7 protein-coding genes and 1 pseudogene are annotated in these 6468 nt (G+C 46.0%); 7 read left to right on the forward strand and 1 reads right to left on the reverse strand.

The genetic code is table 11. From position 1 onward, the window contains the following. The first annotated feature begins 8 nt into the window (after positions 1-8). From CVN76_RS21655 to CVN76_RS21685, 7 genes are all read left to right on the forward strand, one after another. The gene (locus CVN76_RS21655; RefSeq protein ID WP_100533023.1) at positions 9-716 is read left to right on the forward strand and encodes a response regulator; all 708 of its coding nucleotides are present in this window, start codon (positions 9-11) and stop codon (positions 714-716) included. Between the two features lie 354 nt (positions 717-1070). Next, complete coding sequence (locus CVN76_RS21660) at positions 1071-2192, forward strand: sensor histidine kinase (RefSeq protein ID WP_100533019.1); 1122 nt, start codon at positions 1071-1073, stop codon at positions 2190-2192. Between the two features lie 12 nt (positions 2193-2204). Continuing rightward, positions 2205-2813, forward strand: coding sequence for a response regulator transcription factor (locus CVN76_RS21665; RefSeq protein ID WP_100533020.1), 609 nt, complete (start codon positions 2205-2207; stop codon positions 2811-2813). 84 nt (positions 2814-2897) lie between these two features. Further along, a complete protein-coding gene (msrA, locus tag CVN76_RS21670) occupies positions 2898-3419 on the forward strand; it encodes a peptide-methionine (S)-S-oxide reductase MsrA (protein WP_061141135.1) in 522 nt (173 codons plus the stop codon). A 109-nt stretch (positions 3420-3528) separates the two neighbouring features. Next, positions 3529-4224: a response regulator transcription factor gene (locus tag CVN76_RS21675; RefSeq protein WP_100533024.1), complete on the forward strand. Its 696-nt coding sequence runs from the start codon at positions 3529-3531 to the stop codon at positions 4222-4224. Further along, positions 4221-5576: a sensor histidine kinase gene (locus CVN76_RS21680; RefSeq protein ID WP_100533021.1), complete on the forward strand. Its 1356-nt coding sequence runs from the start codon at positions 4221-4223 to the stop codon at positions 5574-5576. Before CVN76_RS21675 ends, CVN76_RS21680 begins: the two co-directional genes overlap by 4 nt. A gap of 65 nt (positions 5577-5641) precedes the next feature. Then, positions 5642-6190: a PepSY domain-containing protein gene (locus CVN76_RS21685; protein ID WP_061141132.1), complete on the forward strand. Its 549-nt coding sequence runs from the start codon at positions 5642-5644 to the stop codon at positions 6188-6190. 30 nt (positions 6191-6220) lie between these two features. On the opposite strand, the pseudogene CVN76_RS31940 reads toward CVN76_RS21685, so the two are convergent. Beyond that, a pseudogene (locus CVN76_RS31940) lies at positions 6221-6468 on the reverse strand (hypothetical protein); the annotation flags it as partial.

The following is a 6468-nucleotide window of genomic DNA, read 5'->3' on the forward strand; positions in this document are numbered from 1 at the left end:
GAGATTATATGAAAGCCACTCGTGATATAGAAGTGTTGATCATAGAAGATGACTTAAGGGTTGCGGAGATACAAAAGCTTTTCATCGAAAAGATCGAGGGTTTTCAAACGATAGGGATCGCTTCAAGCTATGATGAAGCTAAAAGCTTCATTGAAATCATGCAGCCGGATTTATTACTGCTTGATATGTATTTTCCGGATATGAATGGGCTGGATATGCTTAAGGAAATCAAGCAGCAAAGCAAGCAGAGGGATGTCATCATGATAACGGCGGCTAAAGAAATCGAAAAAGTCCAGGAAGCGATTAAAATCGGCATATTTGATTACATCATCAAGCCTGTCTCATTTGAACGTTTCAAGCAGTCCATCCTTCGATATCAGGAGTATTACAAGAAATTGTCCGAATTCGAAAAAGTCAATTTTCCCATGACCCAGCAACAGGTGGACAAGCTTTTAAGCAAAGAAGTGAAGGACAAGGAGAGGGAACGGGCGCCACTGCCAAAAGGAATCGATAGGATGACGTTGGAGAAGGTGATGGTTGTGTTGGGAAAAGCATCGGCGGGGTTGACGGCAGAAATAGTTGCCAATGAAATAGGTGTGAGCAGGACCACGGCACGGCGCTATCTGGAGCACCTGATGTCCGAGGAGAAAATCGAAGCCGATTTAACCTATGGCACGGTCGGCCGACCTGAACGGGTATATGCAATAAGGCCATGAAGCGTTCGCCTGAAAAAGGATCTGTTTGTTGGGAAGGGTGAAAATGCAGGAGGATGTGACAACTGTCATCCAAATCATTTGACGTTCATGACTACAGGTGAATGTTCCATATCCTATACTGGAGTAATCAAGTAACCAAACAAGCATTTGCGAAAAGATGGGGCCCTTGCTCACCGTCCTTGCTTCAGGGTCAGTCAGCAACTTGGGCACGTCCAGCGGTATCGTCATCAGCTCCGTATGATCAATCGAAACATGAAAAAATAAATGGCCGTTTAAAACCACGATTTGCTTTGGATGGTTTTTTGATGAAACCTCTTAGTATATACTAGGAATAAAAGAATTAGAGGCGGCATTATGCACAGTTGGTATCATATCTTTCCGAAGAATACGGGACTAAGCCCGTATGTCTGGATCATTTTTTGTATCCTCCCTTTTTATTTCATTTTCAAATCTTCATCGATGCTGGAGATTATCTTTGGTATCATCATGATCATTTTGTTCTTCATTTCATATGGTCTCTCTTTCGTGTCCAAGGGATGGCCGGTATACGTGTGGACGGCCATACAAATCATCATATCGATATCGATGACCATTTTTTTCAGCTACATTTACTTTTCACTTTTTTTGGCATTCTTCATTGGAAATGTTCAAAATAAGGTTGGTTTTTTCGTATTATATTCCATCCAGCTTTTAGCTACCATCGTTTCCGTCAATATTGGCTTCATCATGAAGGACCCTACCTTCTTTTCGCAGTTTCCCTTTATGCTGATTTGTGTAGTGGGCGTAATCCTTCTTCCATTCAACACGTATAATCGTAATAAACGGGATAGACTGGAAGAACAATTGGAAGATGCACATAAAAGAATATCAGAGCTGGGCAAGATGGAGGAACGTCAGCGGATTGCCAGGGACTTACATGATACACTTGGACAAAAGCTTTCCTTAATTGGCTTGAAAAGCGACCTCGCAGGTAAATTGATTGACTTAAAACCGGACTCTGCCAAGAAAGAAATCAGGGATATCCGCCAAACGGCTAGGACGGCTCTTAAGGAAGTAAGGGAAATGGTATCGGAAATGCGCGGGGCCAAGCTAAGCGATGAAATCATCCGTGTCAAGCAAATACTGAAAGCGGCAGAGATAGAATTCAGTTTGGAAGGGACCACGGAACTGCAAGATACGCCATTGCTTGTTGAAACGGTTTTAAGCATGTGCTTGAAAGAAGCCGTGACCAATATCGTCAAACATAGCCGTGCCGACTCCTGTCATATCGTGATAGAGGAATTGCAGACAGGCGTGACGATCAAAGTCGAAGATAATGGCGTGGGACTTTCACATAAATCGGAATTTTATAAAGGCAATGGCCTTCAAGGGATGAAGGAAAGGCTTGAATTCGTGAACGGCAGTCTGGATATTCGTTCCACTGATGGAACGACACTGTATATCAGGGTTCCGAATGCCATAAAAAATAATGGATAGGTGGGGTTAGCATTGATTCGAATCGTAATTGCCGAAGACCAGCGGATGCTGCTCGGCGCGCTAGGCTCTATCCTCGATCTGGAAGAGGATATGGAAGTTGTCGGAAAAGCGAGCAACGGGGAAGAAGCAATGGAACTCGTCAAACGTTTGCAGCCGGATATATGCATTACCGATATTGAGATGCCTGTAAAAACCGGACTGGATGTTGCAGAAGAAATCAAGAACGAGGGCAATCAGTGCAAAGTCATCATCTTGACGACTTTTGCGCGCCCTGGTTATTTTGAAAGGGCGAGGAAGGCAGAGGTAGGTGGATACCTACTAAAGGATAGCCCAAGTGAGGAGCTGGCGAACTCCATCCGAGTCATCATGGATGGCAGGCGCATTTATGCCCCTGAGCTGGTGGATATGGCATTCGAGGAGGAAAACCCACTCACTGAACGGGAGTGTCAGGTGCTCAAATTGATCGCAGATGGCAAGAATACGAAGGAAATCGCCAGCCAGCTATATTTAACGAATGGAACGGTCCGAAATTATATATCGATCATACTCGACAAGCTAGATGTAAGCAATCGTGTTGAAGCGATCGTAAGGTTCAAGGAAAAGGGCTGGTCAAAAGATTGACTTTGGGAACACCGAAACATACAGCGGCATGATTGAAGTATGGTATATTGATTCTTATTACATAAGGGAAAGGAGATGACCAACATGCATAAAGCCACATTTGCTGGAGGCTGTTTTTGGTGCATGGTTACACCATTCGAGGAACAACCGGGGATTGGAGGGATCGTATCCGGTTATACGGGAGGACATGTTGATAATCCGACTTACGAGGAAGTGAAGACGGGTACCTCAGGACATTATGAGGTCGTGGAAATTACGTTCGATCCCCAATTATTTCCCTATGAACGGCTGTTGGAATTGTATTGGCAGCAGATTGATCCAACCGACGACGGCGGTCAGTTCCATGACAGGGGGAGCCAGTATCGGACGGCCATCTTCTTTCATGATGAGGCTCAAGAGAAACTGGCCAGTGAAGCGAAGGAGAAGGTGGCAGCGAGCGGGAAGTTCGCTAAACCGATCGTGACCGAAATCCTTCCGGCCCAAACCTTCTATCCGGCCGAGGACTATCATCAAGGCTACCACAAGAAAAATAAAGAAGAGTACAAGGCGGATCGAGCGAAATCGGGACGTGATGAATTCATTGACCAGCATTGGGTTGGTAAATAAACCGGATCGGATGTGTTTCGCATCCGGTCCTTTTTATTTGCCATATCATGAGATTTCTCATGATATTTTCATTTTTCTTCAGTACACTAAGGGGGAGGTGGTCGTAACGATGAATAAAAGGATTTTAATAATAGAAGATGAAGAAAAAATTGCAAGGGTGCTGCAGCTTGAACTTAATCATGAAGGCTATCGGACGGAATCCGCTCATAACGGGAAAACAGGCTTGGAGAAAGCGGAAAGTGAAGAGTGGGATTTAATCTTATTGGATGTGATGCTGCCCGAGCTGAATGGCATAGAAGTGCTTAGGCGTTATCGGAAGAAGAATGCCTCCACGCCAGTCATCCTTTTAACGGCAAGGGATGCCGTCCCTGACAAGGTGAATGGGCTTGATCATGGAGCGAATGATTACGTGACGAAGCCGTTTGAAATCGAAGAGCTGCTGGCACGGATTCGTGCTTGTTTTCGGGCCAATGTCCAGACGGAACAGCCTGAAGGAAGTGCGGATGAACTTACGGTCCATGATCTGAAATTGAATCTTGGCACAAGGGATATCCTGAGGCAGGGGAAAAGGATCGAGCTGACTTCCCGCGAATTCGACTTGCTTGTGTACCTGTTGCAAAATAAAAATCAAGTGCTGACAAGGGAGCAAATCCTTACCCATGTTTGGGGATATGACTTCGTAGGCGATACGAATGTGGTTGACGTATATATCCGGTATTTACGCAAAAAGGTGGATTACCCCTTTGAATTGCAGCTCATACATACGTATCGCGGTGTGGGCTATAGCTTGAAGGAGCCTTTATGAAGATTTCCGCAAAAATTCAATTGTATTCCAGCCTTTTTTTAAGCATCATGCTGGTTTTGTTGAGTGTCATCGTTTTATGTGCTTTCCTTTGGATATCCGTGGAAAGGGAAGAAGATGTGCTGGAAGATCAAGCTTCGTTGATTGAAGAAAACATCGTCGATAATGATTTGACAGCCGGTGATGCCGGTTTACTGGAGGCTTATACACCTGACGATGCCATGGTGCGCATATTCGGCACGGATGGAAGCTTGATCAAGTCGTTTGCGGATGACGAGGATCTCCAGGGGCTGGCGGTACCGTCCATAAGCGAGAAAGGATATGATTTTACCAAGGTCGACGGGGAATATGTCCTGACCTACCGCTATCCTTATCCGGATGAAGGGAAGAAACGGGGGATAATCGAAATCACCCAGCCGCAGGACACCCTCCTTGATCATTTATCGACCCTCGCACTCGTATTGGGTGGGTCCTCCCTTTTTGTCGTTTTGTTATCGATCCTTGCAGGCAAGTGGCTGGCCAAGCTTATCCTTAAACCGATATCGATCATGAGCGGAACCATGTTGGAGATCGAGAAGAGCGGTGAATTCAAACGGATCCCGCTAGCGGGTCGATCAAAGGATGAGCTGCAGGTAATGGGGGAATCATTCAACAAGATGATCGGAAGGCTGGAGCGAAATTATGACCAACAACAGCAATTCCTCTCGGATGCTTCCCATGAATTGAAAACGCCGATCACGGTCATTGAAAGCTACTCCTCCTTATTGAAACGCTGGGGAATGAAGGATGCGGCGATTCAGGAAGAGGCGGTGGAGGCGATCCATCATGAAGCCCTCCGGATGAAACAGCTGACGGAGCATTTGCTGCAGGCGGCTTCCCAATCGGACCCTACTTTCGATACGGAGGAAGAAATCGAGCTTATTTCGTTTTGTGATCAGATTGCCCAAACGTTTAGACGGACGAACAATCGTGAAATAAAGCTGCAATCCGAGGTTAAGGAAATCCAGGCAATCACCATTCCCGGTAAGCTTGAACAGGTACTGGTCATTCTCCTCGACAATGCAATCAAATATAGTGATGCCGGTATAGAAATCATGATAAAACGGGAGATGGATGATATCTTCATCAGCGTGAAAGACCAAGGTCCAGGGATATCACCAGAACATCTGCCTCATGTATTCGAACGTTTCTATCGAGTCGATTCGTCGAGAGCAAGGAAAACCGGAGGGAATGGTCTCGGGCTTTCCATCGCCCGATCGCTTGTCGAGTCCTTTCATGGTAAATTGGGCATCGAAAGCGAGGTCGGAGAGGGAACAGTGGTGACTATCATCCTTTCTCATCGAATTCTAATCTAGCCCTCATGCTCGTTTCATGAAGGATGGTTATTCTTAAGGTAACAAATTAAAGGAGGAACTCATTCATGAAAAAGCAGTGGAGTACGATAAAGGAAGGTATCATTCAACGGAAAAAGATGATCGTGACGGTGTCCGCAGCCACGGTATTGCTGTTTGGCGGTGCCGCAGGAACGGCGGTATATGCAGTCAATAAAGGGGCCCTATCCGAGGATGAGGCTGTCAAAATGATATCGGATAAACTAGGCGGGGAGGTTACTCAATTCGAGAAGGATTGGGATCAGCCAACGACCTATGAAATGACCGTTAAAACGAAAGAAGGCTATCAGGACGTGGACGTCGATGCTGAAAAAGGAGAGATTCTTTCTCAGGAGCCGGAAGATGCCGACGATGAAGATATGAGCACGGAGCAAGCGGTGGAAAAAGCAAAGGTCAGCATGGATGAAGCTGAAAAGATTGCCTTGAAAAAGGTGGATGGGCAAGTGACGGACGCCGAATTGGATTCGGAAGATGGCGGCCTTGTTTATGAATTGGAAATCAAGCAAGGTAAAAAAGAATATGATGTAGAAGTCGATGCAATGACGGGAAAAGTATTGAAAACCGAGTTGGATGATTAAACCATAAAACGATTCCTGCCGTTCGCAGGCTCAAAGCTTCGGAATGATTTCATTCCGAGGTTTTTTTTTGTTTATTGGCTGTTTTTTAGACGTCGGTTGCTCGGGGTTTTGGAGGATTTGAACATTGACCGTTACATTGCACTGCGGTCGCTCGCTTTCCGCGGGCGGTCCGGGAAGCCTCCTCGGCGCTTGCGCCTGCGGTGTCTGCCCAGGACTCGCACTGCCGCAGGAGTCTCGCGCCCTCCGTTCCATTTCACTGTGCTTGAAAATAAAAGGAG

Source organism: Bacillus sp. mrc49 (assembly GCF_002803435.1).